Origin of the sequence: Collinsella aerofaciens (genome assembly GCF_028206995.1) — a bacterium.
Taxonomy (GTDB): Bacteria; Actinomycetota; Coriobacteriia; order Coriobacteriales; family Coriobacteriaceae; genus Collinsella; species Collinsella aerofaciens_AQ.
The window spans coordinates 216,420-241,438 of sequence record NZ_JAQLFL010000001.1 but is presented as its reverse complement, the minus strand read 5'-3'; the positions used below and the strand labels follow the sequence as shown (position 1 = coordinate 241,438).

Annotated in this window: 21 protein-coding genes and 3 tRNA genes; 12 read left to right on the top strand and 12 right to left on the bottom strand. The window is 60.3% G+C overall.

Annotation, left to right across the window (positions count from 1 at the left end; genetic code table 11):
• Nucleotides 1-21 precede the first annotated feature (21 nt).
• The 5 genes from PMX60_RS01035 to PMX60_RS01015 form a co-directional block, all read right to left on the bottom strand.
• Nucleotides 22-1,818, bottom strand: a complete 1,797-nt coding sequence (locus PMX60_RS01035; RefSeq protein ID WP_271746575.1) for an AAA family ATPase — start codon at nt 1,816-1,818, stop codon at nt 22-24.
• Between the two features lie 202 nt (nt 1,819-2,020).
• The gene (locus PMX60_RS01030; protein WP_271746574.1) at nt 2,021-3,799 is read right to left on the bottom strand and encodes a VgrG-related protein; all 1,779 of its coding nucleotides are present in this window, start codon (nt 3,797-3,799) and stop codon (nt 2,021-2,023) included.
• Nucleotides 3,800-3,927: 128 nt separating this feature from the next.
• Nucleotides 3,928-4,347, bottom strand: coding sequence for an HI0074 family nucleotidyltransferase substrate-binding subunit (locus PMX60_RS01025; protein WP_138375172.1), 420 nt, complete (start codon nt 4,345-4,347; stop codon nt 3,928-3,930).
• Entirely contained in the window at nt 4,334-4,621 is a 288-nt protein-coding gene (locus tag PMX60_RS01020) for a nucleotidyltransferase family protein (protein WP_271746573.1), read from the bottom strand. The genes PMX60_RS01025 and PMX60_RS01020 overlap by 14 nt, the downstream gene beginning before the upstream one ends.
• 8 nt (nt 4,622-4,629) lie before the next feature.
• Nucleotides 4,630-5,061: an RrF2 family transcriptional regulator gene (locus PMX60_RS01015; protein ID WP_022094822.1), complete on the bottom strand. Its 432-nt coding sequence runs from the start codon at nt 5,059-5,061 to the stop codon at nt 4,630-4,632.
• A 224-nt stretch (nt 5,062-5,285) separates the two neighbouring features.
• On the opposite strand from PMX60_RS01015, the gene sufC reads away from it, so the two are divergent.
• Genes sufC through sufU form a run of 5 tightly spaced genes read left to right on the top strand, consistent with a single transcriptional unit; the run spans nt 5,286 to nt 10,531 of the window.
• Nucleotides 5,286-6,086, top strand: coding sequence for a Fe-S cluster assembly ATPase SufC (gene sufC, locus PMX60_RS01010; RefSeq protein WP_138340653.1), 801 nt, complete (start codon nt 5,286-5,288; stop codon nt 6,084-6,086).
• 12 nt (nt 6,087-6,098) lie between these two features.
• Nucleotides 6,099-7,511 carry a Fe-S cluster assembly protein SufB gene (sufB, locus tag PMX60_RS01005; RefSeq protein ID WP_055252286.1) on the top strand — a complete coding sequence of 471 codons (1,413 nt, stop codon included), beginning with the start codon at nt 6,099-6,101 and terminating at the stop codon, nt 7,509-7,511.
• Nucleotides 7,511-8,782 carry a SufB/SufD family protein gene (locus tag PMX60_RS01000; RefSeq protein WP_271746572.1) on the top strand — a complete coding sequence of 424 codons (1,272 nt, stop codon included), beginning with the start codon at nt 7,511-7,513 and terminating at the stop codon, nt 8,780-8,782. The genes sufB and PMX60_RS01000 overlap by 1 nt, the downstream gene beginning before the upstream one ends.
• Nucleotides 8,779-10,104 carry an aminotransferase class V-fold PLP-dependent enzyme gene (locus tag PMX60_RS00995; RefSeq protein WP_271746571.1) on the top strand — a complete coding sequence of 442 codons (1,326 nt, stop codon included), beginning with the start codon at nt 8,779-8,781 and terminating at the stop codon, nt 10,102-10,104. The genes PMX60_RS01000 and PMX60_RS00995 overlap by 4 nt, the downstream gene beginning before the upstream one ends.
• Entirely contained in the window at nt 10,097-10,531 is a 435-nt protein-coding gene (gene sufU, locus PMX60_RS00990; protein ID WP_006235557.1) for a Fe-S cluster assembly sulfur transfer protein SufU, read from the top strand. The genes PMX60_RS00995 and sufU overlap by 8 nt, the downstream gene beginning before the upstream one ends.
• A 659-nt stretch (nt 10,532-11,190) precedes the next feature.
• Here sufU and PMX60_RS00985 read toward each other — a convergent pair.
• A complete protein-coding gene (locus PMX60_RS00985; protein WP_138375175.1) occupies nt 11,191-12,003 on the bottom strand; it encodes a transposase in 813 nt (270 codons plus the stop codon).
• A 403-nt stretch (nt 12,004-12,406) separates the two neighbouring features.
• Between PMX60_RS00985 and PMX60_RS00980 the strand changes: the two genes are divergently transcribed.
• From PMX60_RS00980 to PMX60_RS00960, 5 genes are all read left to right on the top strand, one after another.
• Nucleotides 12,407-13,141, top strand: a complete 735-nt coding sequence (locus tag PMX60_RS00980) for an iron-sulfur cluster assembly scaffold protein (RefSeq protein WP_006235554.1) — start codon at nt 12,407-12,409, stop codon at nt 13,139-13,141.
• 18 nt (nt 13,142-13,159) lie between these two features.
• Nucleotides 13,160-14,164 carry a GGGtGRT protein gene (locus PMX60_RS00975; protein WP_006235553.1) on the top strand — a complete coding sequence of 335 codons (1,005 nt, stop codon included), beginning with the start codon at nt 13,160-13,162 and terminating at the stop codon, nt 14,162-14,164.
• Between the two features lie 256 nt (nt 14,165-14,420).
• On the top strand, nt 14,421-15,947 hold the full coding sequence (locus PMX60_RS00970; RefSeq protein ID WP_271746570.1) for an FAD-binding protein: 1,527 nt from the start codon (nt 14,421-14,423) through the stop codon (nt 15,945-15,947).
• Between the two features lie 160 nt (nt 15,948-16,107).
• Nucleotides 16,108-16,362 carry a BRO family protein gene (locus tag PMX60_RS00965; RefSeq protein WP_271746569.1) on the top strand — a complete coding sequence of 85 codons (255 nt, stop codon included), beginning with the start codon at nt 16,108-16,110 and terminating at the stop codon, nt 16,360-16,362.
• A gap of 279 nt (nt 16,363-16,641) precedes the next feature.
• Nucleotides 16,642-16,968: a hypothetical protein gene (locus PMX60_RS00960; RefSeq protein WP_271746568.1), complete on the top strand. Its 327-nt coding sequence runs from the start codon at nt 16,642-16,644 to the stop codon at nt 16,966-16,968.
• A 264-nt stretch (nt 16,969-17,232) separates the two neighbouring features.
• Here the strand turns inward: PMX60_RS00960 and PMX60_RS00955 are convergent.
• The 3 genes from PMX60_RS00955 to PMX60_RS00945 all read right to left on the bottom strand — a co-directional run bounded on the left by PMX60_RS00955 (nt 17,233) and on the right by PMX60_RS00945 (nt 17,523).
• A tRNA-Lys gene (locus PMX60_RS00955) sits at nt 17,233-17,305 on the bottom strand.
• 43 nt (nt 17,306-17,348) lie between these two features.
• Nucleotides 17,349-17,424: transfer RNA gene (locus PMX60_RS00950), tRNA-Lys, on the bottom strand.
• Between the two features lie 22 nt (nt 17,425-17,446).
• Nucleotides 17,447-17,523 (bottom strand) — tRNA-His (locus PMX60_RS00945).
• A gap of 166 nt (nt 17,524-17,689) precedes the next feature.
• On the opposite strand from PMX60_RS00945, the gene PMX60_RS00940 reads away from it, so the two are divergent.
• Together PMX60_RS00940 and PMX60_RS00935 are read left to right on the top strand one after the other, a co-directional pair.
• Nucleotides 17,690-18,871, top strand: coding sequence for a pyridoxal phosphate-dependent aminotransferase (locus tag PMX60_RS00940; RefSeq protein ID WP_271746567.1), 1,182 nt, complete (start codon nt 17,690-17,692; stop codon nt 18,869-18,871).
• A gap of 141 nt (nt 18,872-19,012) precedes the next feature.
• Entirely contained in the window at nt 19,013-19,903 is an 891-nt protein-coding gene (locus PMX60_RS00935) for an ROK family protein (protein ID WP_117770214.1), read from the top strand.
• Nucleotides 19,904-20,017: 114 nt separating this feature from the next.
• Here PMX60_RS00935 and PMX60_RS00930 read toward each other — a convergent pair whose 3' ends face one another.
• The 3 genes from PMX60_RS00930 to rho all read right to left on the bottom strand — a co-directional run bounded on the left by PMX60_RS00930 (nt 20,018) and on the right by rho (nt 24,744).
• The gene (locus PMX60_RS00930; RefSeq protein WP_271746566.1) at nt 20,018-20,467 is read right to left on the bottom strand and encodes a VanZ family protein; all 450 of its coding nucleotides are present in this window, start codon (nt 20,465-20,467) and stop codon (nt 20,018-20,020) included.
• Nucleotides 20,468-20,474: 7 nt separating this feature from the next.
• Nucleotides 20,475-21,875: a hypothetical protein gene (locus PMX60_RS00925; protein WP_271746565.1), complete on the bottom strand. Its 1,401-nt coding sequence runs from the start codon at nt 21,873-21,875 to the stop codon at nt 20,475-20,477.
• Nucleotides 21,876-22,188: 313 nt separating this feature from the next.
• Nucleotides 22,189-24,744, bottom strand: coding sequence for a transcription termination factor Rho (gene rho / locus PMX60_RS00920; RefSeq protein WP_271746564.1), 2,556 nt, complete (start codon nt 24,742-24,744; stop codon nt 22,189-22,191).
• Nucleotides 24,745-25,019 lie beyond the last annotated feature (275 nt).

Sequence of the window (25,019 nt, the reverse complement as noted above, 5' to 3'; positions counted from 1 at the left end):
AAGCCGGAAACACCTCGGCGCTTAAAGCCGCTGGCACACCGTAGCCACATGCTGCCCATCAAAACCGAACCCCCAGCGCATGCGACCCACGCCGGGGCGCGGTACACGGATTTCGTCGATGCCGCCGCGCTCTATGTCGAGTAGCGACTGCACGGCCAGCAATTCCAACCCCAGCGCATCCACATCGGGGTCATACATCATATTGATCGTTATAAGCGGGCGCTCGTCCAGCATGCCGATCGTGTCAGCTATGTCGAACACGGCGCCCGTAGGAAAAACCTGGATGTCCCAGCGACCCGCACCACACTTTCGCCTCGAAGCAGGATTGGCATAGCCCGGCAATCCAAAGCAGAGCCCCTGCAAGAGCAGATGATATGGCAGCGGCTTATCTGGGTCGGTCTCACCGATTCCCGCATCCCCCAGGATGCGGCTTAGCGCCCGCCTCACGGTATCCTCGTTCCCACGGCACAGCCCGTCGCGAAACGCATCGACGTCTCGAATGTCTTCGGCAGCGCACTCAAACCACTCAACAATCACTAGACGCAAGGCCTGTCTAAGCTCGTTATTGGGCAATCGCAAAGCACGGAGGCGATTGCCATGCTCTGGCTCCTCAGTCATATCCGTCGTGAGAAAACCGGACAGATACAGCGCTGTCCACATGCTATCGTCAGGCGAGACATCTGGCTCTGCAGTGCCCAAACAAAGCGGGACCTCAACGCATCCATGGGCCTCGAGCAAATCAAACAAGACCGAAAGGCGGTCGAGATTCCACCCGGCAACTACTCTACTCAGGCAATCGGCATATCCATACAGATCGGCACGCACGGGCGCCGTGCAGCCTCGGTCCAAAAACCCAATCACACGCTCTGGACTCGAGCAATAGGCCCTGCCAAACCGATACCCCTCGAGCCATTCACGCGCATCATCAAGGTATTCCTCGCGCCCAGCATGATTCAGCAGAGCCTCGGCCTCGGCATCCGAAAAGCCGAACCAACGGTCACACCAGGTCGAAAGCGGCGTCGTCAGACAATACGAGCAGCAGTGCAAAGAAAGCGCCGCTTCGGCAGGGCCGGGACACTCCCCCATCAAACACGTCAGCCGCAATGAATCGCGCGCAGCAGCAATGGCGTCGAACAGCACGCGATCGAATAGATCTGCCGGATCGGCGCCGGAAGCGTCCCTCGCGCTCGCACGGCAAGAGCACGCCCCATCGTACCCATCAACGAGCAATACAACCTGCTCATCGTAGGCAATCTCCAGCAGCTCTATGAGCACACCGAGCACCGAGTCAACCTCGTCCGCGCTCGCCACGCCACGCGCGACACGTTCGACGTGACGCACCTTATCTCGAGCTAAATCCGGAGCCTCCAAGAGCGCCAACAAGCGAGCGCACTCGCCCGAAAGGGCATCGCGCACGACGCCGGCAACAGCGGGGCCACGCCTCGCAGCGCCAGAAAAGTCCAGCGATATCACCGGATAGCAAGCGTACTCATCCCGATAGCGCCCGCCGTCCGCATCCCAAATCTGAGCATCGGCAAACGAGATCCGACCGGTGCGACCGACCGCTGGACGCTCCAGAAAAGCCCTGAGCATCGACAAGTTCATGCTCTTGCCAAAACCCTCGGGTCGACAGCACACCACAACGGACGCGTCGCAGTCCAACACATCGGCAATAAACATGGTCTTGTCGACCAGCGTGCAGCAACCAAGAGCCTCCGCATAGTCGTGCATGCCAATGGGCAAAGCCGCATCGTCGGCACAGCCGATCAAGCGCACGCCAAAGCCAGCAGCACAATCAACATTTGCCTGTTCAGACACTAAAACGTTCCCCCTAAATCGCTGCACGATGCCAATTGTAATGACCGCCTCGCGCGTACCGACGACGCCGCGCGAACATATCGGGCAACGGTAGCAACAAGAGGTGTGAGGGGGCATAACTAATCGTTGCACAACAAAACGGGGCCCGATGCATTCGCACCGGACCCCGTCCCGACTATTTAGTTATCCGGCAACTGAGAGCCTACTCCCCCGAGTCGTCCTCCCCAGCAGCCTTCTTTTGCTGATCGAGCTTATGCTTGCCACTCACAATAGACGTGGCACCCAGCGTGGCCAAGCTTGCACTGGCAAGGCTCGCCATAACGATAAGGTCGCCCGTCTTGGGCATGTTACCGCCAGATGACTTGGTCGTTGTAGTCGTCGTGGTTGTAGTGGTCACCGTCTTGGAGTCATTTTGCTCTTGGACTTGGTTGTCAGCACCGCTCTTGTCGTCGTCTTCGGGCTGTTTCTTTTCGCCCTCGGTCTTGCTCTCGTCCTTCTTCTGACCGGACTTGTCGCCCTTCTCATCAGAGCTAGGACCCTTATCGGATTCAGCCTTCTCGGAAGCCTTGTCCTTGGAGTCGCCCTTTGCGGCTTCGGTCTTTTCCGTGGAAACCTGATCAGAGTTGTCCTTGTTCTGGGCCGAGCCGTTATTGACGCCAGCCATCAGCGAAGAACCCAGCGTAGAACCAAGCTGCTCGGAGAAAGAAGGCTTCTTGTCCGGCGAAGCAACGGGAGCGTCCGGCGCCTTATTCGAGTCGTCCTTGGAAGCATCGGAATCAGGGGTCGTGTCAGAGCCGGAGCCGTTGTTAGAGCCGGTGTCAACGGACGAATCGCTCGAGCCGGTAGATGAGTTAGAGGTGCCAGCGTCGGTCGAACCAGAAGCGTCGCTGTCCGTATTGCCGGCAGAGCTTGGAGACGAATCACCCGCAGCAGAGCCGTTCGAATCGGAGCCGTTCGAGGTAGAGCCGTCGTTGGTAGTGCCACCAGCAGAGCCATTACCGTCAGCATCGGTCGAGGGCGCATCCATCCTGTCATCGTTGGCGTCGTCACTCGAGTCGTCATTCGAATCAGGTGTCGGCGAGGGCACCGGCGTAGGCTCGGGCTGCACGGGCGTCGCAGCGGCAGCCTCATCCTCGGCGATAAAAACCAAGCAGTCCTTCAGCTCATTCTTATAACGATTCTTCCAGCCCTCATGATACTGGGGCTGACTTGAAAACTTGGTGGCGACATTGTTGACCACGCTATTGGAGAGCGCCGTCACAAACTCGCGGTCGGACATATCGTTGGAAAGATTCGCCCAGCGGAAGAAGTCTCTGCAGCCACCGGTGCCGCACATGTTGGTGATGCTCCACACCATGCCCTTGACGCAATCGGCGCGGCCGGAGATGTCAATGCCAAGAGCGCTCTTAAGCCACGCCTCGGTCACCGCATAGTACGAGTTGTACGCATACGCATCCTGCAGAGCCGAAAACTCAGCAGGATCGGTGTTATAAGCACCTTGGAAGGCATCCTGCGCGATATGGCCCAGCTCGGTGAGCTGGCCGTTCTCGTACATGGCATTGCTCGTGTTGGAAATCTCGCTGCCGCGATCAATCGCATCCTTGAGCATGCAGTATTTTTCGGGGTTGTAGTTGTAGGCCTGCTTCATAAACGGGATGAGCGACCAACGACGGTCGAACTGGTAATAACCCAGCGCGTTGTAGCCGTCGCCATACGAAAAGCCCTGGTTGTAGTTGCCATGGCTCTCGTACTTGGTAAAGTACTTCATCTCGGGAGTCACGTTGACAAACGAGACACCCTGAACCGACCTCAACACGCCCGAGAAGGACTGTTGGGTGTAAAGGCCCTTATCGATATCGGTGGCATCCGAGGCAACGCCCGGCGTGGGCTCCTCGGCAGCGGCGGGTGCCGGCGCGGAAACGGCGCCAAACGAAAGTGCCAGCGTCAGGCCCGCGACAATAGCAGAATGCTTGGGCTGCATAAGATCCTCCCTGCATTGGTGTAGTTAAAGTTCAGTTTGCAAAGATAAAAATAAGTATTGCAGCTCGCCCGTTGTTACACAACAAACCCTCGGTAAACGGCAACAACCCTCCGCGAAATCTTAAGGAATTAAACAAACTGGTCGTCGGGCGCCATCAGAAGCTCGCCGTATCGCTCCATCAGCCCGTCCCTCAACTGACAGAAAGCGGGAATATAGACGTTCAAGATGCGCTGAATCAAATCTTGAGCGAGCTTGTTGTCATAGATATGGACGTTCGTATTGCGGTCTCTGAGCATATCTAGCCAGGCCGCCTCATCAATAAAGTCATAGAATCGGTACGACTCCTTCAAGATGGCACGAGGAGACCCCGACGCGGCAAGCGTGGCACCCTCATACTCGAGCAGACGCTTAAGGAGCTTCCAGCTCAGTTCAAATTGAAGATTGAACTTATTAATCAATCCACTCTGAACAAAATCATTGTTGAGATCCTGATTGGGCGCATCCTCAAGATTCGCCAAGGCACTGGCAAAGTTCTCATATTTTTTCATACAGAATCACACCATCCCTGGCAATTTCATCGAGCAATTGCTGCGACAAGGACTCGTCGAGATTGACGACATCTACATCTAAAAGAGTATCAAGACGCTCCTCGATCAAATATGAGAAACGGCCGAAATCCCGACAACCTGCTACGGCGATGTCAATATCGCTCTTGGGTAAGTTGTCGCCTCGAGCACGAGAACCAAACAGCACAACCTTCTCGGCGTCACATTCCCGAGCAAAAACTTCGATTTGTTTGCACACCTTGTCGAGAGATGCCATTTGCAGCCCTACAGCTTAATGTCAAAGTTGATTTCGGGAACGGCGGCCAAGTCGGCCAGCGTTACGCCGTCAACATAGTTCTCGATGACCTCGTCCAAGCCGCGCCAGAACTTGACGGTGGAACACAGGTCGCTGCGGGCGCAGCTGTTGTCGATGCCATCGCACGCCACCGGAGCCGTGCTGCCCTCGACGGCACGCAGGATGTCGCCGGCACGCACCTCGGCGGGGTCCTTGGCCATCATGTAGCCACCGCCCTTGCCGCGCACGCTTTTAAGCAGGCCCGCCTTCATGAGCGGACGGACCAGCTGCTCCAGATACTTTTGCGAGATATGCTCGCGGTCGGCGACCTCGCGCAGGGCAATCTTGCCCTCGGCGTCACCAAGCGCTGCGATATAGATCATCAGCCGGAGGGCATAGCGGCCCTTAGAAGAAATGAGCATACCTACCCTCCCATCGCATCTGGGACAACATAACCAGCTTTGTTTGTCCCAAATCTTAAGTAAATGGGACAAACACAACAGGTTATTTTGTCCCAGAATTTGAAAAGTCGAGTGGATTAGTCGGGTTTTCCCTTGACTAACGCCGAACCCATAGTAACTTTATTCCGAGAAGATTCCTAGGGTTTAGTACACCTATGAGTACACCATATACAGAGAGGGACAGCATGAGCGCAAATCCGCTGCTTTCCATCGAAGGTCTGACCGCCTCCGTGGACGAGAAGACTATCCTCCACAACGTCAACCTCAACGTCGCCGCCGGCGAGACCCACGTGCTGATGGGACCCAACGGCGCCGGCAAGTCCACCCTCGGCCACCTGGTCATGGGCGACCCCGTCTACACGGTCAACGACGGCCGTATCGTCTTTGACGGCCAGGACATCACCGAGCTCACCACCGACAAGCGCTCGCGCGCCGGCCTGTTCCTGAGCTTCCAGGCCCCGGTCGAGATTCCGGGCGTGCCGCTGTCGAGCTTTTTGCGCGCCAGCATCGCCGGCCGCCCCGGCCTGGAGATGAAAGGCAAGGAGTTCCGCCGTCGCGTCAAGGAGCTCGCGGCCGAGCTCAACATGGATACCGCCTACCTCAACCGCGAGCTGGGCGTGGGCTTCTCGGGCGGCGAGAAAAAGAAGGTCGAGATGCTCCAGCTTCTGCTGCTGCAGCCCAAGCTCGCCATCTTGGACGAGACCGACTCTGGTCTGGACGTCGACGCGCTTTCCACCGTCAGCCACGGCATGGACGCCTACCGCAAGAGCTGCGACGGCTCCATGCTCATCATCACGCACAACACGCGTATCCTGGAGCACCTGGATGTCGACCGCGTCCACGTTATGGTCAAGGGCCACATCGTACGCGAGGACGACGCCTCGCTGATCCCCTGGATCGACAAGAACGGCTTTGAGACCTTCGAGCGCGAGGCCGCCGAGCAGCGCGCCCAGGCCGAGTCCGCCGTTGCCGAGCAGCAGGCGTAAAGGGGCGACGCAATGACCAAGAACCGCACCGAGGTCGCGGACATCGACCGCAGCCTCTACGACTTCACCTATGGCGAGGAGGGATTCGAGCGCCTCGACGCCGGCATCACGCCCGACATCGTGCGCGAGATCAGCGCCAAGAAGGACGAGCCGCAGTGGATGCTCGACCTGCGCCTCAAGTCCCTCGAGATCTTCAATCGCTTCCCCGACCCGACGTGGGGCCCCTCCATCGAGGGTCTGGACATGGACAACATCGTCACCTACGTCAAGCCCAACACCGACCAAAAGCACGACTGGGAGTCGGTGCCCGACGACATCAAGAACACCTTTGAGCGCCTGGGTATCCCCGATGCCGAGCGCAGCTACCTGGCGGGCGTCGGCGCGCAGTACGACTCCGAGCTCGTCTACCACAACATGCAGGACACCGCATCCAAGATGGGTATCGTCTACTCCGGCATCGAGGAGGCCCTGCACGATCCGCAGTGGGAGCCGCTCATCCACGAGAAGTTTATGACGCTCATCCCGCCCACCGATCACAAGTTTGCGGCCCTGCACGGCGCCGTATGGTCGGGCGGCTCGTTTGTCTACGTGCCCAAGGGCACCAAGCTCGACTTCCCGCTGCAGAGCTACTTCCGCCTCAACGCCAAGGGCGCCGGCCAGTTTGAGCACACGCTCATCATCGTCGAGGACGACGCCGACCTGCACTTTATCGAGGGCTGCTCCGCGCCCAAGTACAACGTGGCCAACCTCCATGCCGGCGCTGTGGAGCTCTTTGTGGGCAAGCGTGCGCACCTGCGCTACTCGACCATCGAGAACTGGTCCAAGAACATGTATAACCTCAACACCAAGCGTGCGCGCGTGGACGAGGATGGCGACATCGAGTGGATCAGCGGCTCCTTCGGCAGCCACGTGGGCTACCTCTACCCCATGAGCGTGCTCAACGGCCGTCGCGCTCGCTCGAGCTTTACCGGCATCACCTTTGCCGGCGCCGGCCAGAACCTCGATACCGGCTGCAAGGTCGTACTCAACGCGCCCGAGACCTCAGCGACCGTCGAGACCAAGGGCATCTCCAAGAGCGGCGGCATCCAGACCTTCCGCAGCTCTATCGTGGCCACGCCCAAGGCCGAGGGCTCCAAGGCAACCGTGAGCTGCCAGTCGCTGATGCTCGACGACCAGAGCCGCTCCGACACTATTCCGGCCATGGACATCCGCGCCAAGAACGTCGACATCGGCCACGAGGCCACCATCGGTCGTATCGGCGACGACAAGGTGTTCTACCTGATGAGCCGCGGCATCTCGGAGGAAGAGGCCCGCACCATGATCGTCAACGGCTTTGCCAACCCGGTCTCCAAGGAGTTGCCGCTGGAGTACGCCGTCGAGATGAACAACCTGATCAAGCTCGAGATGGAAGGAGCGATCGGATAATGAATCAGACCACGATCACCGCTGCTACCACCCTTGAGCAGGTCAACGCTATGCCGGCCGCCACTTGGGGTTGGCTGAAGATGAATCAGACCAAGCTCGAGCTCTCTGACGAGCTTGCTGCCGCTCCCGCCGAGACCGTTAAGGTTGAGGGCTTGGACGAGCAGTTTGCTGGCGTGGCAGACGCGTTCGACGCCGCCATGGACGCCATGGCCGAGCGCTTCCCCGAGCGCCGCGCCTCCGCGCCCGGCGATGCCGCCGACCGCGCCCGCATCACGCCCGAGACCGAGCTCGACGTGCCCGCCACCTCCGTCTACCAGGCCGGTGCCATTAAGCTGGAGGAGGAGCTCTCCCCCGCTGAGGCCTTCGAGACTGGCATGGGCGAGGCTGCCTACACCTACCTGGCCGACCACGCCACCAAGCGCGTCGTCATCGATGTGCCCGCATACAAGCACGCCACGGTTACCGCGCGCGTGAATGGCGTCGACACTGCCGCGGCCATCGCCGCCATCGATGTCGTCGCCCGTCCGCAGGCAACGCTCGACCTGCAGATCGCCCTGGACTCCCCCGTTGCCGGCGAGGGCGTCGTGGGATCCGTGCTGCGCGTGTGCGCCCACGAGTACGCCACCGTCAACGTGGCCTGCACGCAGACGCTCGACGATAGCTGGATCGCACTCGACGACACCGGCCTGTTCCTGGACGAGGGCGCGCGCGTCAACGTGCAACACACCGTCCTGGGTGCCGGCGCCAGCGCCACCGGCCTTGCCGGCGATCTGTTGGGCGATACCGCCAAGGTCACCATCGATACTGACTACCTTGGCGCCCGCGAGCAGGTGCGCGACTTTAACTACGAGCTGCGCCACCGCGGTCGCAAGACCGAGTGCGAGATCGACGCCAACGGCGTGCTGACCGGCACGTCCAAGAAGGTCTACCGTGGCACCATCGACCTTGTGCACGGCTGCAAGGGTGCAACCGGCACCGAGCGCGAGACGGTGCTTTTGGCCAACAAGGGCGTCGACAACAAGACCATTCCCGTCATTCTCTGCGACGAGGACGACGTCGCCGGCAACCACGGCGCCACCATCGGTCACGTCCGCGACGAGCAGCTGTTCTACCTCGCCTGCCGCGGCCTTGACCAAAACGCCGCCGAGGACCTGTTCATCCGCGCCAAGCTGGAGGACGCCGCGCTTTCCGCCACCGACGAGCGCACCCGCGCCGCCGTCGTCCGCCTGGGCAACAACCTGATCGATAACTTTGAAGAGGAGCTCGCATGATCGACACCGAGCACGTTAAATGCGATACCTGCACCGCCCCCGAGCCCATGGAGCTCGACGCCAGCGACGAGGCTTCGCGCGGCTGGCCCACTGTGGACATCGAGACCAACCCCTACAAGGGCCAGTTCCCGCTGTTCCAGCAGCACCCCGAGATCGCCTTCCTCGATAGCGCCGCCACCGCGCAGCGCCCTGCCTGTGTGCTCGACGCCGAACGCGACTTCTATCAGCGCATGAACGCCAACCCCCTGCGCGGCCTGTACTCGCTGTCCGTCGAGGCCACCGACGCCATCGCGAAGGTCCGCCAACAGATCGCCGACCTCATCGGCGCCGCCCAGGCCAACGAGGTCGTCTTCACCCGCAACACGAGCGAGTCGCTCAACCTGGTCGCCAAGAGCTTTGCACCCACGGTGCTCGAGCCCGGTGACGAGGTCGTCATTACCATCATGGAGCACCACTCCAACCTGATTCCGTGGCAGCAGGTCTGCCGCGAGACCGGCGCCAAGCTCGTCTACCTCTACCCCACCAAGACCGGCCAGCTCACCACCGAGGAAGTTCTTGCCAAGGTTGGTCCCAAGACCAAGATCCTGGCCGTGGGCCAGGTCTCCAACGTGCTGGGCGTCGAGAACCCGGTCAAGAACCTCGGCAAACTCGTGCACAAGTACGGCGGCTACCTGGTCGTCGACGGTGCGCAGTCGCTGCCGCACATGCCGGTCAACGTGGCCGACCTGGGCGCCGACTTCTTTGCCTTTAGCGCGCACAAGGCCATGGGCCCCATGGGCATCGGCGTGCTGTGGGGCAAGATGGACCTGCTCAACGCCATGCCGCCCATGCTCACCGGCGGCGAGATGATCGATTCGGTCACCGAGCAGGACGCCGTCTGGGCGCCCGTCCCCGAGAAGTTCGAGGCCGGCACGCAGGACGCCGCCGGCATATTCGCCACGGGTGCGGCACTCGACTACCTCGTCAACACGGTTGGCTACGAAAACATCCAGGCACGCGAGCAGGCACTCGTCCACTATCTGATGGGCGAGCTCATGCAGCTCGACTTTGTCCAAATCATCGGTTCCATCTACTGGGACAACCACCACGGCGTTGTGAGCTTTAACGTCAAGGGAATTCACCCGCACGACGTCGCGAGCATCATGGACATGGACGGCGTCTGCATCCGCGCCGGCCACCACTGCGCGCAGCCGCTGCTCACCTGGCTGGGCGTCGAGAACCTTGCCTGCTGCCGCGCCAGCGTGGCCTTCTACAACGACAAGGCCGACATCGACAAGTTCGTCGCCGGCCTGCATCACGTTTGGAGCACGTTCAATGGGTAATCTGTACACCTCCACCACGTTTATGGAGCACAACTCGCACCCCGACTATAAGTACGAGATGGATGCTCCCACGCACGAGCACGACGGTATCAACCCCAGCTGCGGAGACGAGCTCACCTTGCAGCTGCGTGTCGAGAACGATGTAATCGAGGAAGCCTCGTTTACCGGGCACGGCTGCGCCATAAGCCAGGCCAGCGCCGACATCATGGCCGACCTCATCACCGGCGAGACCGTCGAGGAGGCGCGTCGCTTGGCGGGACTCTTCCTCGCCATGATCCGCGGCGAGAAGCTCTCCGAGGACGACCTGGAAGACCTGGACGAAGCCGCCCAGCTCCAGGACATCTCGCACATGCCCGCCCGCGTCAAATGCGCCGAGCTCGCCTGGCGCACCCTCGACGGCATGCTCGAGGGGCAAACAAACCAGTAGCTTATGCCCCGAATCCAAGGGTTTTAATTGCCGAGCCGCCCGATACGGGCGGCTCTGTTTTTACCTAATGAGCGCGGTGGCACAAAGTCCGCGCGTCCGGCGCCCCGTCTGACATTTGCCACACAGCCAGACGCGAACACGGGCGTTTTCCACAGCACCAAAGGCCTGCGGCAGGGCCCCGGGCCCGCCAAGCAATGCGCCAAGCCCCGTTCTGCGAAGCTCCGGCTCGCTTCGCGCCTGCCGCAGACGGGTCCCATAGGGAGCGGCGTGCATTTTTGCGAGTATTCAGCACGCCAAGCTGTGTGTATACGCATCGAAAGCGTTAATCAACATCTTCAGGCGCATATATATTGTGTTTAGAACAAGCATCGCGGTCTGACGGGACGCAGACACGTGCTTCGGGGGCGCAACGGCAGGGATCAATAGCTTCGGGGTCCGCATGTTGCAAGATTGCGTCGGTGCCGACAGCACCACGATGCTGAAAACTCCGTTTTTTGCACGACGCAGACGGGGGTAGGCACGGGCAAACCCGGACTGAGCCGTTATTTTATGCAAGATGGCGATTGTTCTATGCATATTAAGAAGTGCAGTTACCTCACCAAGCTTTTGAACGCTGGTTGCGGCGTATGGACGACCCCAGCTGCGGTGAAAAGGCGACCTTACATCACGTTTCCGCCAGCCCGCATCGCCGTTCGCGCGCGGGCGCGCACGATACGAGAGACGGTACTTTTGCCAATCCCGGTATACCGCTCAATCTGGCGCACCGTAAAGCCGGCATTGTTCAATCCAACAATAACAGTATCGCGCTGCGCCGGCGGTGCAGTTTTAACCCCGTTGAGCGGAACCCCGAGACTCTTCGCCAACTTGCCGGCAAAGGCATTGCGTTCCCACTCTGTCTCTTTCATATCGCACAGCGCTGGCTTGCTGCCGTCGGGCGTCGAAAGCGAATAGGCAATAAAGCCCTCGGCAGAACCAAAAAGCTCAAGCACGCAAGAAGGATCAGAAAATCCCCTCGCGACATCAGCCGCGTCACCGTCGTAAGCGCACAAATGCTCCGCAAAGCTACTCCAGGGATAACGCTCGATTAGGCTAACGCCCGCCTCCTGCGGATCGGCGTGTACGGAGCGAATAGCCTCCATCACCTGCCAGTCGGTATCGAGCGAGCGCCGGTCAAAACGGTTCTGGAACAGATGGCCTGTGCGCCTCGTGCGTTTATTGAACCGCCGCGCGTACGTCAAAAGCAGCCGGTGCATCGCCGCGCTCATCCTGTCCTCGTAATCTGCAAGCACCAAATGCACGTGATTGCCCATAAGGCACCAAGCGATAACCGTCACACCCTCCTCGCGGCAGCACTCGCGCATCAGCTCCAAAAACTCCCACCGGTCCTCATCGCCCTCAAAGATGAGCTGCTTGCCCGTACCGCGGGCACAGACATGGTAAAAGCCGGTAACCGTTCTCCAAACGCGCTGCATGGCGCTCCCTTCGCCGGGATCTGCTTGCCATCCAATACAGCACGATTGAAGCGTGCCATCAAAACATTCACGCAAAACAATACACTCGCGCGGCCAAAGGCAGTAATCAGGCGGCGAACGGCATCGTTGCAACAGGTCAACCCCCGCAATGCTTACAAGAGCTGACCAATAGCTTGCCCAAGACGGACCCCCTCTACGGAAGTTCACGACCACAGAACATAGAGTTAAACCGTTTCAATTAAAACTTCCGGACTTCTCGCTACGAAAACTGAGCCGTTCGCCGAATATTCCGTGCATTTCGCGGTATTATAGGGGCTGCATGTCATGTCCCTTTCGAAGGGTCGCCCGGCAATCGCCAGCCACGACCCCCAGACGGGACGCCAACACGATAGAGAGGAGAGGCATGCAGTACTCACAGGAAGTGGAGAACATGTGCCCCGTTGCCAAGGGTGCATACCACGGCCCCGCACCCATCCCCGAGGAGGGCAAGTGGGTCCAGGCTAAGGAGATTTCCGACATCTCCGGTCTTACGCACGGTGTGGGTTGGTGCGCACCTCAGCAGGGCGCCTGCAAGCTCACGCTGAACGTCAAGGACGGCATCATCGAGGAGGCCCTCGTTGAGACCATCGGCTGCTCGGGCATGACCCACTCTGCCGCCATGGCTTCCGAGATCCTTCCCGGTAAGACCATCCTCGAGGCCCTCAACACCGACCTCGTCTGCGACGCCATCAACGTTGCTATGCGCGAGATCTTCCTGCAGATCGTTTACGGCCGCAGCCAGACCGCGTTCTCCGAGGGCGGCCTGCCCGTGGGCGCCTCCCTCGACGACCTCGGCAAGGGCCTTCGCTCTCAGGTCGGCACCATGTTCGGCACCAAGGCCAAGGGCGCTCGTTACCTCGAGCTCGCTCAGGGCTACGTCACCCGCATGGCTCTCAACGACAAGAACGAGATCATCGCATTCGAGTTCCTGAACCTCGGCAAGTTCACCGACGCCGTCAAGGCCGGCAAGACCCCCGAGGAGGCCATCGCTGGCGCTATGGGCCACTATGGTCAGTGGGAGAACGCTGCCAAGTACATCGACCCGCGCACCGACGAGGAGACTCACTCCGTCGCCAGCGTGTTCCCGGTTCACGAGTAGAAAGGGAGGGAAATAACTATGACTGTTACGTTCGAAGGTTACGAGCGCCGCGCTGACAAGATCAACAAGTGCCTCGCCGACAACGGCATCGCCTCCCTCGAGGAAGCTCTGCAGATCTGCACCGACAAGGGCTTCAACCCGCGTGAGATCGTCAACAACACCCAGTCCATCGCCTTCCAGAACGCCGAGTGGGCCTACACCCTCGGTTGCGCTCTCGCTGTCAAGCGTGGCGCCAAGTCCGCTTCTGAGGCTGCCGCCATCATCGGCGAGGGCATCCAGGCCTTCACCGTTCCCGGCTCCGTCGCCGAGGACCGCAAGGTCGGTCTGGGCCACGGCAACCTGGGCGCTATGCTGCTCTCCGACGACACCGAGTGCTTCGCCTTCCTGGCCGGTCACGAGTCCTTCGCTGCCGCTGAGGGCGCTATCGGCCTGGCTCTGAACGCCAACAAGGCTCGTAAGAAGCCGCTGCGCGTTATTCTCAACGGTCTGGGCAAGGACGCTGCTCAGATCATCGCCCGCATCAACGGCTTCACCTATGTGAAGACCCAGTTCGACTACTTCACGGGCGAGCTCAAGGTCGTCGAGACCATCCCCTACTCCGATGGTCCCCGCGCCGCCGTCAACTGCTACGGCGCCGACGACGTCCGCGAGGGCGTTGCCATCATGTGGCACGAGAACGTCGACATCTCGATCACCGGTAACTCCACCAACCCCACGCGCTTCCAGCACCCCGTCGCTGGCACCTACAAGAAGGAGCGCCTCGAGGCTGGCAAGAAGTACTTCTCCGTCGCTTCTGGTGGCGGCACTGGCCGTACCCTGCACCCGGACAACATGGGCGCCGGCCCTGCCTCTTACGGCATGACCGACACCATGGGCCGCATGCACTCCGACGCCCAGTTCGCCGGTTCTTCCTCCGTGCCTGCGCACGTCGACATGATGGGTCTCATCGGCATGGGCAACAACCCCATGGTCGGTGCCACCGTCGCCTGCGCTGTCGCCGTCGAGGAGGCCCTCAAGGCCTAATCGCGCCCGCGCGATGCTCATATAGTTGAGCTTTGGAGTCGCTACCTTTCGAGGTAGCGGCTCTTTTTGTTTGCGCTGGCGCAGGGTAGCTAATGCCGGTATATCAGCTGGGGCGAAATACGAGATGTGAAGAGATGGAGCGTCAGAGCGTCCATGACGCCCACCTGCCATATTTACCCTTTACCGATTTGCCGGGTCTTTGCGGCCCCATTGCCGATCACCCGTGCGACAATGCGCCGGACGAGAAAGGAATCCGATGGAATCGACTGATGTACTGGTAATTGGATCTGGCATTGCGGGCCTTTGTGCCGCCATCGAAGCGGCACGCACGGGCACAACCGTCGCTGTGGCAAGCGCCGGCAAGACTATGAGTGGATCGAGCTTCTTCCCGGGTACCTGGGGCCTCGGCCTCATCGGTCCCGTCGACGAAGACGACGAGCAGGACCTCATCGACACCATCCAGACCGTCGGTGGCGGCGTCGCCGACCCCGAGCTTGTCCAGACATTTGTCCACGGCATTCCCCAGGCAATTGAATGGCTCGAGCAAGACCTGGGCGTTGAGCTCCAGCGTCCGCAAAGCGCTGAGAGCGCTCAGCAAAAGCAGTTTATCCCCTGCTTTGACCACAAGACGCGCATGTGGCGCGGCCTCACCCGCAAGTCGCTTGAGGACGCTCTGACGACCCGGATCGAGTCGCTCGGTATTCGCCTGCTCCCCCGCCATGAGCTTATCGACCTTGTTGAGGACACGAACGGCAGAATCATCGGAACCGTGCTCTACGACCTCACCGAAGATCGAATCGTGCCCTTTGCTGCCAAGGCCACGATCATCGCAGCCGGTGGCACAGGCGGCCTGTTCGAGCGCAGCCTTACGTCGGCTGATGTACTCAGCTCCTCGCAGGCCATCGCACTGGCGCACGGCGCATCGCTTACCAATATAGAGTTCATGCAAATGATGCCCGGCTTCATCGAGCCCAAGCGCAACCTGGTCTTCAACGAGAAAACCTGGCGCTATGTCAAGTTCGACCAGCCGGCAGATATTGCCGATGACAAGCTAGACGACCTGCTCGAGCAACGCTCTGGATATGGTCCCTTCACGTCACGCTTAGCCTCCCGGGCTATCGATCTCGTCATCGATCAGGCTGGTGCCGAAGGCCTGGCACTCCACTACGACTTCCCCCGCGAGGATGTCCCAGAGTTTGTGCAGACCTTTGCCACCTGGCTGCAAGACGAGCACGGCATCGCCCCGACTGACGAGATGCGCGTTGCGATGTATGCCCACGCCGCTAACGGAGGCATCAAGATCGATAAGACCGCGCACACGGGCGTTGAGGGCCTCTACGCTTGCGGCGAGGCGACAGGCGGCATGCACGGCGCCGACCGCATTGGTGGCTTGTCAAGCGCCAACGGCATCGTATTCGGACGCATCGCGGGCGCATCGGCAGCCCTTGCAGCGCAGAAAGAGCCTGAGGCGGCCCTGAAGGCGGATATCACCCTCCCCCAGTACGGCATTGCCACAACAGACGCCGAACACCTGACACGCAGCCTTAAACACACGATGAGCACCTATTGCATGATCAACCGCACCGAGACGGGCCTATCCGAGGCACTACACGAGCTTGAGGGCTTGAAGACAGAGGCAACGACCTTGAGCACACAGAAAGCCCAGGACAGCGAAGTCGCAGCCCTCGCCCGCCTGCAATCGCAGATTCAACTAGCACAGGAAATGGTCAAAGCCATGCGTAAGCGAACCGAAAGTCTCGGATCGCACTATCGAGCGAATTAAACTGACACCCATCTAAAGCAGAACACAACTAATCGATATCTATGGGCCCCGCGAGCTCGAAGTGGCGCAGAGCCCATTCGTGTCCACACGGCAGCGTATCCTTATTCTGAATACAGAGTGGGCAAAGCCCGCATAGACAATAGACCAGCGAGGAGGCGATATGGACAGTAGAGATATCGAGAAGTGGCGTGTCGAACTTGATAGCTACGCCAATGTGGAAGACGGCGTTGAATATTGGCTCGCACGCGATTTAATGGAACCCATGGGGTACACTCGATGGGAGAACTTCGCCGAAGTTGTTAAGAGGGCAAAAGTCTCGTGCGAAACAAACAAAACTCCAGTTGATTCCCATTTTCGTGACACCACGAAAATGGTAACTGCCGGTGTCGCCGCTCGCGCGGTTAAAGACTACTAACTTACGCGCTACGCATGCTATTTAATCACCCAAAACGGAGATCCAAACAAGCCGGAGATCGCGCTCGCGCAGGCATACTTTGCCGTGCAGACGCGCCGCCAAGAGCTCATAGAGCAGCGCTTCGCAGAGATTCAGCGCTTGCAGGCGCGCCACTCGCTATCCGATTCAGAGAAACAGCTCTCGGGTAATGCGTTCAAACGCGGCGTAGACTCCAAAGGATTCGCGATCATCAAGTCGAAGGGCGATGAAGCGTTATTCGGCGGCAGAAGCACGGCGGAAATGAAGCAGCAGCTCGGCGTACCCAAGAGCGCGGCATTGGCGGACAGGTTAGCCGATGTCTTCATCAAAGCAAAGGACCTTACGAACTCGATGACGGCCTTCAACGCCGAGGAACACGACCTGTACGGTCTGGACCAGATCAAGCAAGAGCACGTCGAGAACAATACAAGCGTGCGTGGCAGCCTCATCGACCGCGGAATTGTCCCCGAGAACCTACCGCCTGCCGAGGATACAAAAAAGCTCGAGCGTCGTGTGAAGGCAGACGAGAAGAAACTCAAGGAGGGTACTGACGGTTTTACCGATCCCCAGGGTAGGTTCGATCTGTGAAAGCGGCCGCGCCCTTTCGGGTTCGACCCCATGCGTGGTCAACAAAAAAGACGGCCAACTTTCGTTGACCGTCTTAACTTGCTTTGGCGGGCCCTCAGGGGGTCAGCCTGCTTTGCAGGCGGCCGCTACGGCGCTTTGCGCCTTGCGCGCTACGCTGGTAAATGCTTACGCATTTCCTCAGCTCCGCGCCCCGACGGGTTCGACCCCATGCGAGGTTAACAAAAAAGCGACCAGCCTAAGCCAGTCGCTTTACCATGCTTTGGGTGGGCCGTCAGGGGGTCGAACCCTGGACCTTGGGATTAAGAGTCCCCTGCTCTACCAACTGAGCTAACGACCCAAAGCTAAAGTCCGTTATGGCGGACTTTAGAGGAGATATCGTGTGGTGGGCCGTCAGGGGGTCGAACCCTGGACCTTGGGATTAAGAGTCCCCTGCTCTACCAACTGAGCTAACGACCCGATATCAACACGAAGCAAGAACTGGGGTGGGTAAAGGGACTCGAACCCTCGACCTACGGGACCACAACCCGTCGCTCTAGCCAACTGAGCTACACCCACCGTGTCCTGTGCGCTTCGCGCTCGACTATTATTGCAAGGAACGCCACGCGATGCAAGCCCCAATTTTCAAGAATTTTGAAAAGAGTTTTTCGAGACCATTTCGAGCAAATCCCACCGGTTTCATAGGAGTAAACTTGCCCCACTGCAAATGCTCGAAAGGACCGGCATGAAAGAACTCTCCAACCGCACGGCAACGTTTACCGATTCCGTCATCCGCCGTATGACGCGCATCTCCAACAAGTATGGCGCCGTCAACCTGTCGCAGGGCTTCCCCGACTTCGATCCCCCGGCGCAGCTGCTCGATAGCCTGAGCACCGTTGCCGCCGACCCCAAGCCGCTCTATCACCAGTACTCCATCACCTGGGGCTCCCAGGCCATGCGCGAGGCGCTCGCCGCCAAACAGGAGCACTTTATGGGCATGCCGGTGAACCCCAACGAGAATATCGTAGTCACCTGCGGCTCCACCGAGGCCATGATGGCCGCCATGATGACGGTCACGAACCCCGGCGACAAGGTTGTCACTTTCTCGCCGTTCTACGAGAACTACGGCGCAGACACCATTCTCTCGGGGGCCGAGCCCATCTATGTGCCGCTCAACCCGCCCAACTTTGACTTCGACCGTGAGGTCCTCGAGGCGGCCTTCCGCGACAACGACCCCAAGGCAATCGTCCTGTGCAACCCTTCCAACCCCTGCGGCAAGGTCTTCACGCGCGAGGAGCTCACCTTTATCGCCGACCTCTGCAAAAAGTACGACACCTACTGCATCACCGACGAGGTCTACGAGCACATCGTCTACGCGCCCCACGAGCACGTCTATATGGCCACGCTGCCCGGCATGTTTGAGCGCACCATCAGCTGCAGCTCGCTGTCCAAGACCTACTCCATCACTGGCTGGCGTCTGGGCTACACTATCACCCCGGCCGAGATTACCGAGCGCATCAAGAAGGTCCACGACTTCCTCACCGTGGGCGCCGCCGCTCCCCTGCAAGAGGCCGTCGTTACCGCCCTTAATTTCGACGACAGCTATTACGATGAGGTCCTTGACCTCTATACCGCCAAACGCGACCTGTTCTGCCAGGGACTCGACAGCATCGGTCTTGAGCATAACGTGCCGCAGGGCGCCTACTACGTCATGCTGGACATCTCTGAGTTTGGCTATGACAGCGACCTCGAATTCTGCGAGGACCTCGCGTCTAAGGTGAGCGTGGGCGCTGTTCCCGGATCGAGCTTCTTCCGTGAGCCCGTCAACCATCTGATTCGTTTCCACTTTGCCAAGCGAGACGAGACGCTTAACGCGGCGCTGGAGAACCTCAAGTCGCTGCGTGATAAAATCAAGCCGCGCGGGTAAGGACGGCCGGGCAGCTAAAGTAACCAAAGAGGCCTCGCACCGCTCGCCGCGTTGCGAGGCCTCTTTTTATAGCGCTTTCTTAAATGGTTTAGAGCGCTATACTTTAGTCACGGAGTAACTCGTCCCAGAGAGAGGAACACTATGGCAGAGCAGCAGCTTATCGGAGCGCTCGAGGCCGGCGGCACCAAGATGGTCTGCGCCACGGGCTATGCAGACGGTACGGTCCTGGAACGTGAGCAGATCGCGACCACGACCCCGCAGGAGACCGTTGAGGCCGTCAACGCGTGGTTTGCGAACAAGGGCATCGCCGCGCTGGGCATCGGCGCGTTTGGCCCCACCGCAGTCAACCCCGCTTCGCCCCAATACGGCAAGATCCTAGAGACGCCCAAAACGGCATGGCGCTACTTTGACCTGCTGGGCACTATCCAAAACGAGCTCAATATCCCTTGCGGCTACGATACCGACGTCAACGTCGCCTGCCTGGGCGAGGTCACCTTTGGTTGCGCCCAGGGCCTCACTGACGTTGTGTATCTGACCATCGGTACCGGCGTGGGCGCCGGCGTGCTCTCGGGCGGTAAGCTCGTGCACGGCATGATGCATCCCGAGGCTGGCCACATCCTGGTCACGCGCGACCCGCGCGACACCATTGGCGAGCACAGCGCCTGCCCCTTCCACGACAACTGTCTCGAGGGCCTCATCGCCGGCCCCGGCGTAAAAAAGCGCTGGGATGGCAAGAGCGCCGGAGACATGGCCGATGACCCGGAGGCCATGGACCTGCTCGCCGGCTATCTGGCACAGGCACTCATGACCTACACGCTGTGCTACGCGCCGCAAAAGATCATCATCGGCGGCGGCGTGGCCGACCACACCCCCATCGTCCCGCTCGCACGCAAGAAGTGCGCCGAAATGCTCAACGGCTATATCGTCACGCCCGAGGTCAACGACATCGATAACTACATCGTCAACAACAGCCTCGAGGGCAAGCAGGGCATCATGGGCTGTCTGGCCCTGGGCGCACAGGCGCTTCAGTAGCAGACGCACCCACAGGGCGTGGCGCGCCCGGGAAATCTGACCTACGGAACGACGCCACCACACCTCATATAAGCCCTCAAATAAAAAAGGCCGCCTAGGACCAAACAGTACGTCCTAGGCGGCTTTTTTGGCGTACATCAGCGACCGTAAGAGATATCGGAGCACAACGCCCGTTGCCGCTCCACAGCAGTCGATCATCACATCGGTGATCATGCCGGCGCGTCCCGGCACAAAGAGCTGAATCGTCTCGTCAATCGAGGGAATCAGCAGCAGGAACACCGCCGTGGGCAGCAGCACGTCAAAGGTGCGCCGGCCCTCAAAATCAAAGGCGTGCGTTGCCAGGATGCCAAGCACCATATACTCGGTAAAATGCGCGCACTTGCGAACAACAAAATTGGTCACCCATTCATATGGAAGTCCCACGCCGTGCAGGAAACCGCGGATAGCTTCCATGACCGTTAGGCTCAGCGAGCCCGACCCCGAGCCGGGGACCAGCGAATTGCCCCAGATCAAGAGCGCCATCAGGCAGGTCGCGACCGCCCATTTTCGATTGATCTTAACCATGCAGAAGTTATGCCTCCGCGCGGAGCGGCGCAAAGCTGGCGGTACCGCCCTCGATAACGCTCAGATAGGCACGGCCCGTACGCTTGGCGGTAGAGGACTGCAGGCGCTCGATCTCTTCCTCGAGGATCTGATTGACGCGCTCGTGACGACGATTTTCCATAATACCGGCGGCAATAGCCTCGGCCCGCTCGATGCTCTCGCGCGAGATACGGGCGGTATCCTCGGGGAACACAGCGCTGTGACGGCCGACATAGGCGGGGGCAGCAGGCTGAGGGGCAGCGACGGGAGCGGGGGCTGCAACAGGAGCAGGCTCGTCAATCTCATCCAGAATCGCGGTGGCGGCGGCCCACATGTCCTCGTGGCCTGAGTAATCGGCCATGGGAACATCAACCTCGAGCGAGGCGTCCGGAAGGTCGCCGGTGTCGATGCGATCTTGGGCATCAATCGATGCGGTGATGGCTGCAGGCTCATCGAGGTCATCGAGATCGATGTCCGCGGCACCGGAGATGATAGGCATGCTGGCGAGGTTTGCATTGTACGGCGCAGCCTCAGCCGCCTGCTGCTGGGCAGTAGCGCCCCAAAGCGAGCTCTCGGCGGCACGGCGGGCGGCAACGGCCTCCTCGTCCGCGGTCATGGCTTCATCAACGTACGAATTGTCGACAGAAGCGTTCGCGTCCGCCGAGTTAGCGCTGTAGGCGTTATTGGATGCCGCGTTGGCAACGAGTGCCACGAAAGCCGCCGTGCTGCCCGCAGGGGCGGCCTGGGAGCCCGACACGGCACGCGCCGCGGCGGCGATGTCGTCGCGATTGAGGGAGCCGGTCTGCCCGCCGTTGGTGAGCTCGTCGATGGCGACTTGATAGACGTCGCGCGAGTGTGCAGGGTCGCAGCTCACCGGCGAATCGTCGTCGAGCATACTGTCGATCATGGACCAAGCCTCGTCCTCGTCCATAGCATCTGCGGCTCGAGCGATGGTAGGGACACCATCATCGGCATGACGGCGCTGGAACGCACCAGTCAGGCCGGAAAGGAATGCCGAGGTAGACTGCTCCGACTGAGTCTGAGAAGCAGAAGCCACAGTGTAAGGAGTCGCATCCTGCTGCTGGGCTGGAATCGAGGCTGTCTTGAACTCGCTTTGATGCTGATTGAGATTGGCGGCACCGCCCATGGCATCGGGCTGGAACAGACGCTCTTCACGCTGCGCACGGTACTCGGAAATACCCAGCGAGGCGGCATAGATACCCACGCCCGCCACCGCGCCCACGGCGAAGGGAACCGCACCCGCCACGACCGTCTCGTTCACCGACGAAAACGGCAGCGTCGCGGCATACATAACCACGGGAGCGGCAAGGCCTATCCCGCACGAAAGTCCGGCAAGGACTGCTCGTTGTGTTGCATCAGAAGAAGCCATGAGCTCTCCCCATCTTCCAGCACCCAAATCGCATCATTTAGTTGGCTGCGCGAGAGAAGATGAAGCGGGGCTATGCCCCAAAGCAACGGTATATGGTTCGTTTCATCTGCGTTTTCCGTCGCGAAGCTTAAAAGCTATTATGCGAAACCGCCCAGTCGATTGCAAGCGACGATGTCGGATTGAAACGGGAAACCTGCTGCTCGTCGGTCTTATGGTCAAAAAATGGTGACGAACGGCGATATGGAAAAGGGCCGAGGCTCAAAGCCCCGACCCTTTATTGCATTGATGACTATCGCTGCGTGTGGATGACAACCTAGAACGTCTGCTCGTAGTCGCTGTGTTTTTTGGCCGAACGCACCAGGAACTCCTGGTTGGTGTTGGTGCCCTTAAGACCCTTGATAAACGACGCGGCTGCGCGCTCGGTGTTGTTCATGCCGGCAAGAATGCGACGCAGACCAAAGACAAACGGACGCATCTGCTCGTCGACCAACAGGTCCTCGTTACGCGTACCGGAGGCAACGGGGTCGATAGCCGGGAAGATACGGCGGTCGGCCAGGTCGCGGTCGAGCTTAAGCTCCATGTTGCCGGTGCCCTTGAACTCCTCAAAGATAACCTCGTCCATCTTGGAACCGGTGTCGATGAGGGCAGAGGCCAGGATGGTGAGCGAGCCACCGTTCTCGATATTACGGGCTGCGCCCAGGAAGCGCTTGGGAGGATACAGGGCCGCCGAATCGACGCCGCCCGAAAGGATGCGGCCTGAGGCGGGCGCCGCCAAGTTGTAGGCGCGGGCAAGACGCGTGATGGAGTCGAGCACCACCACGACATCGCCACCCAGCTCCACGATGCGCTTGGCACGCTCGATGACGAGCTCTGCCACGCGAGTGTGGTTGTCGGCGGGCATATCGAAGGTCGACGCCACAACCTCGCCCTTAATGGAACGCTGCATATCGGTGACCTCTTCGGGGCGCTCGTCGACGAGCAGACAGATGAGGTGCACCTCGGGGTTGTTAATCGAGATAGACTGGCAGATCTTCTTGAGGATCGTGGTCTTGCCGGCCTTGGGCGGGGACACGATCAGGCCACGCTGACCTTTGCCGATCGGCGACACGATGTCGATGGCGCGACCGGTAATGGAGTCCTTGCCGTGCTCCATGCGCAGCGGCTCATTGGGATAGACCGGGGTGAGGTCGCCGAATTTGGGACGGTTGCGAATCTGCTCGGGGTCCAGACCGTTGACGGTCGTGATTTTGGCGAGGCCGGCGCGCTTGTCGCCGCCGCGCGAAGGACGCAGCGAGCCCTCGATGACGTCGCCCGTGCGCAGGCGCGCGGAGCGGATGAGATAGGCGGGCACGAAGGCGTCGTCGTTGGACTTCATGTAGCCATGGGCGTGGATGATGCCGGAGCTGTCCGGGCGAATCTGCAGAATGCCCTTGATGTCGCGGAAGCCCTCGGCCTTCGCGGCGGTGGTGTAGATCTCCTCGACGAGCTCGGATTTCTTCTTGCCGGTCGTCTCGATCTCGAACTCCTTGGCCTTCTCGCGCAGTTCGGCGACCTTCATGGCAGCGAGCTCCTCACGCGAAAGCGTGGGTTCGGTGGGGGCGGCGTTGCGCTCCTTGTTGCGCTGTTTGCGATCGCGCTGGCGGTTGCGACGGTCGTTGTTGCGCTCGTCCTTGCGCTCATTGCGCTCGTCGTTGCGCTTGTGCTGGCGACGGTTGGGACGAGTGCCGTCTTCGCCCTCGGCGGGCGCGGCACCATCGGTTGCGGCGGCGTCGGCATTGGCCGCAGTGGTTTCATTGGCCTCGGCGCCAGAACCGACCTCCGCTTCGACATCAGCCTGCTGCTCGGAAGCCTTGGCCTTAACGGACTTCTTACGACCTCGCTTGGGCTTCTCGGACGCAGGCTGTTCGACGTCCTGGGGCTCGACGGCATCAATCGATGCATCGGCGGTCGTCTCGTCGGAATCCTCGGACGTACCCTTCTTGGCAGCCTTAGCCTTGGACGTGCGCTTAGCAGCAGTGCGACGGCTGCGACCGGGGCGGACGTCGGCGGGCTCGGCATCGGCGGGAGCGGCCTCGGAAGTCGTAGCATCCTGAACGGGTGCATCGGCAGCAGTTGCAGACTCGGCGGTCGCCGCAGCATCCCGAGCAGCTGCGGCTGCGGCTGCGGCCTTCTCTGCCTCGACGAAGGCTTTCGGCTTGCGACCGCGACGGTGCGGGCGCAAAGCCGGATCGACAACGGGAACTTCGCTGGCCTCGACAGGCGCAGCGGGCTCAGCAGGCGATGCGCCCTCCCCTGCCGTGGAACGGACCGAAGCCTCAGTGAGCTCAGGGGTTACCTGTTCAGCAACCTGCTCGGCCTTAACAGCCGTGCGACGGCGCGTGCGCGGTACCGGCTTCTCGGTCGGCTGGTCGGCGGCAGGGGTCTCGGGCACAGACGGAGCTGCAAGCTCGGTCAGAGCCGCGGCCTCGCGCTCGGCAGCACGACGCCGGGCGCGCACCACCTGAGCCTCGCTAATCTGCGCCAACGCACGTGCCTGCGCGACCTCATCGGAAATCGGCGCCGAGGAGTCAGCTGCAACGGTGCGCTTGGCGCGCGTCGTGCGCGTAGTACGGCGCTTGGGCTTGGTGACCTCCTCGCCGTCAGCGTCAGGCTTGGCCGTGCGGCGCGTGCGCTTGGGCTTTGTCGGAGCAGCCTCCTCACCAGTTGCAGGCACGGCCTTCTCAGCCGCTACAGGCGTAGGCGTCGAAGCAGCCTTAGGCGTCTCAGGAGCCGAGGCTTGCGCGGGCGCCGCGACCTGGTCCGACGCAACCGGTGCAGCGGGAGCGGCCTGCGTCGTCGTTATTTCGTTTTCTTGCTGTTGATCAGACACAGTGTTTGCTCAACTTTCTTTTCAAGCCCTGTGATCACATGCTCCCTGCATAAACCTTCAGGGCGGCTAAACAGTCTAGTTCCGTTCAAGACGACGGACATCATTGATCTGTATCGAGATGATTGCGTCAATTACGCAGCGTAAGTGTAACACAACCGCCGCCACCTGCAACTTAGTCATTGGGGACGTTCTTAAACGACTAGTCAAAAGGGACACTCTTTGGTTTAACACCCACAAATCTGACTGCCTCCGCCAAAACTATGGCGGTTTACTAC